We start from the raw sequence: 3,462 nt of genomic DNA on the forward strand, positions 1-3,462 counted from the left end.
GGAACCCCCAGCCTAGCTGGGGGGTTTCTTTTAACCAAAAAAGCGCCGGAAGGGAGTTCCGGCGCTTTCACAGTTTGTTTCAGGTGAGGTCAATCAGCCGTTCAGGGCCTTGCAGAAGCCTTCGGCGGAGCGCTCGATGACGGCGTCCTCCACCGCGAAGGAGAGGCGGAAATAGCCGGGGTAGCCGAAGCCGGAACTCGGCACGGCAAGCACGAGGTTCTGTGTCAGGCGCTCTACAATGGCTTTGTCGTCCCCTCCCGGGGCCTTGGGGAAGAAATAGAAGGTTCCCTTGGGCAGCGTGAACTCATAGCCCGCGTTGGCAAGGATGGCGGCAAGGCGGTTACGGCGGCGGGTATAGACGGCGAGCGCCTCTTCGGTGGAGGTGCCGAGACATTCCGCCATGAGGTACTGGCCCACCACGGGCGGGTTTACAAAGCCCAGCACGCGGTTGGAGAAGATGAGCCCGTCCATGAGCTTGTCCGCATCGTCCATGGCGGGATTCACGGCAATGTAACCCACTCTTTCCCCGGCCATGCCGTAATTTTTGGCAAAGGAGCTGATGACCACGGCGTGTTTGTAAAGGGGCAGGGCGGCGGGCACTTCCAGGCCGTCGTAGGCCAGGAAGCGGTAGGGTTCGTCGGCGATGAGGTAGATGATGCGGCCGATGCGCTTCGAGGCTTCTTCCAGCATGGCGGCGAGGGCCTCAATGTCCTGCTTTGTGTACACGGCCCCGGAAGGGTTGTTGGGCGAATTGATGATGACGGCCCTTGTGCGCGGCGTGACGGCGGCGGCGAGGGCTTCCACATCAGGGCCGAAGTCTTCCGCCCGACAGGGCACGGGGCGGAGCACTCCGCCGTGATTACCCGCATAGAAGCGGTATTCGCCGAAGAAGGGCGCGACGGTAAGAACCTCGTCGCCGGGTTCGAGTACAGTGTGGAAGAAGGCGTTCATGACGCCCGCCGCGCCGCAGCCCAACATAACGTGTTTTGCCTCAAGAGCAGTCTGCTGCTGACTGCTCAGCCAGGCGGCCAGCCTTTCCCGTGCCCAGGCAAAGCCGCCGTTGGGCATGTAGCCGAGAATGCCCGGTTCGGAGAGGCGGGAGGCGAGGGTGCTCATGGCGCGGGCGGCTTCGGCAGGCGGGGCGAGGTCGGGGTTGCCGAGGCTGAAGTCGCAGACGGCGTCGGCCCCGTATTTCTTGCGAAGTTCGATACCGGCTTCGAACATACGCCGGATCATGGAACCTTGGGAGAGATTCTGCTCCATGGCGGAGCTGATAACGGAAGCGGACATGGCAGACTCCTTGAACGTAGGGAAAGAAGCGGGGGAAAGGGGGCTTTCGGGCTCGGGAGCGGCGGAAGCGTTTTTTTGAGGGAAAAGGGGAGGGTGAGGGCGGCCGTCCAGCCCGGCGAGGGCGTCTTCCAGCCTGTCCAGCCAAAGCTCGATAAAAGACGCGTCGTCGGCAAGGCCCCGCAGTTCTGCCTGGCAGTGGTATCCGGCGGACTCAAGACGGCTTTTCCACGACGCGGGGCCGGCTCCTGCCATGTCTTCCAGAGTGTGGCGGCCCACCAGGGAAAGCAGGGGCATGAGCCATACACGGCGGGAAGGCGGTATATCCAGGGCAAGCTCGGGCAGAAGAAGGTCCAGCCCGTCGGCGGGGGCGATTTCCCCTTCCGCGCGGCGCAGGCCCCGGCCCACCATGCAGGCTATATGGATATGGCCGTCCAGCTTCCGCACGGCCTCCGCCCAGCGGCGGTAGAGAATGTCGCACTCGTGGCGGCTGCCGTGAGCCATGCAGATCACAGGTTCATCGGGGGCACGGAGCGGGGAAATATGGCGGATAAGCGTGTGCGCGGCGCAGTCTATGGCATGATCGCCGGGGCCGGAAAGCAGGGGCATGCCGAGGCTGACGCAAAGCCCCCCTTCTTCCATAATGGTCCGGCACTCCGAGGCCACGGCGCCGTATTCCATGCCGGGAATGATGTGCAGGGGCTGCACCGCCACATGGGTGTAGCGTTCAAAGCGCATGCGCTTCAGGGCCTTGAGCACGGAGTCGGACTTGGTGCGGGAACTGGCAAGGCGCATGCGCATGGTTTCCGACGTGAAGGCCCAGCGCACGGGCAGGGAAAAACGTGCCTCCGCAGCGGCCTGTACGGCACGCAGGGCGCTTGCCCCGCGTATGTTTCCGAAGCCGTAGGCCGCGAGGAGAATACCCCGTTTCATACATGTTCCGGGGAGAAGGTTTCTTCGGTAAAGAGCTGGAAGCCTTTTTTACGCAGAAGGGCGGCGAAGAGGCCGTCGCCGTCCGTCAGTGTGCGGGTGAAGGTTCCGTCATAAATGCGCCCGCACCCGCAGGAAGGAGAGCGGGCCTTGAGTATAGCGGCGGAACATCCGCATTCTTCAGCAATGTAGAGCGCTGCTTCCGCTCCGGCAGCGAAGGCCTCCGTCACATTCTCCCCCGTGGCGGAAAACACGTCTTCGCCTCTGCGTTCAGAGGGGGTACGGGGAGTGGGCAGGCCCCCGAGCACCTCAGGGCATACGGGCACGGCCTGCCCGGCTTCCACCAGAGCGGCCACTTCCTTACGCAGGTTGGAGCGGCCGTCGTAACGGCAGCACTGGCCCGCAAGGCAGGCGCTGACGACATAGCGGCAGGGCTTTTGCAGTTCAGTCAAAGGAAATCTCCACCTGTTCCTGATGTTCCTTACGCCGGACTATGGTGCCTATTTCCCAGGCTTCCGTTTTCATGGACTTGAAGCGGGGGAGCATGTCGTCGGCCGTAGCCCTGTCGGTAATCATGATGTAGCCTATGCCGCAGTTGAAGATCTGGAGCATTTCCGGCCAGGTGAGGTTGCCTTGTTCCTTCAGCCAGTCGAAAATGGCGGGGTGTTCCCAGCTGTTGAAGCGTATGTTCGCGCAGACGGAAGGCGAGAGCACGCGGGGGATGTTGTCGTAGAAGCCGCCTCCCGTGATGTGAACCATGCCCTTGATGGGCAGATCGCGCATGATGGACTTGACCTGATCGGCATAGATGACTGTGGGGGTGAGGAGAACGTCGGCAAAGGTGCGGTCCGTGCCGGGCACTATGTCGTCGCCCGTGACTCCGCTTTCCTCATAGATTTTCCGCACCAGCGAATAGCCGTTGGAGTGGAGCCCGGAAGAGGCGAGGCCGATGATCACGTCGCCTACGCTGATGGTGGAGCCGTCCACAATCCTGGGTCCGTCCACAATACCTACGCAGAAGCCCGCAAGGTCGTAATCACCCTTGGCGTACATGCCGGGCATTTCCGCCGTCTCCCCGCCGAGAAGGGTACACCCGCTCTGCCGACAGCCTTCCACGATGCCGCCCACCACCGTGGCGGCAAGATCGACGTCAAGTTCGCCGCAGGAAAAATAGTCGAGGAAGAAGAGGGGCTTCGCACCGAGCACCAGGCAGTCGTTCACGCTCATGGCCACAAGGTCTATGCC

At 62.5% G+C, this 3,462-nt stretch carries 3 protein-coding genes; all 3 read right to left on the reverse strand.

Annotated elements, in window-relative coordinates:
* Nucleotides 1–93: 93 nt before the first annotated feature.
* Entirely contained in the window at nucleotides 94–2,220 is a 2,127-nt protein-coding gene (locus K8W16_RS12410; RefSeq protein ID WP_369694469.1) for a pyridoxal phosphate-dependent aminotransferase, read from the reverse strand.
* A complete protein-coding gene (locus K8W16_RS09570) occupies nucleotides 2,217–2,660 on the reverse strand; it encodes a DUF523 domain-containing protein (RefSeq protein ID WP_304122978.1) in 444 nt (147 codons plus the stop codon). The genes K8W16_RS12410 and K8W16_RS09570 overlap by 4 nt, the downstream gene beginning before the upstream one ends.
* 1 nt (nucleotide 2,661) lies before the next feature.
* On the reverse strand, nucleotides 2,662–3,462 hold an 801-nt coding region (gene purM / locus K8W16_RS09575), incomplete at its 5' end, for a phosphoribosylformylglycinamidine cyclo-ligase (protein ID WP_304122974.1).

It is taken from the genome of Mailhella massiliensis, assembly GCF_020741395.1.
Lineage (GTDB): Bacteria > Desulfobacterota > Desulfovibrionia > Desulfovibrionales > Desulfovibrionaceae > Mailhella > Mailhella massiliensis_A.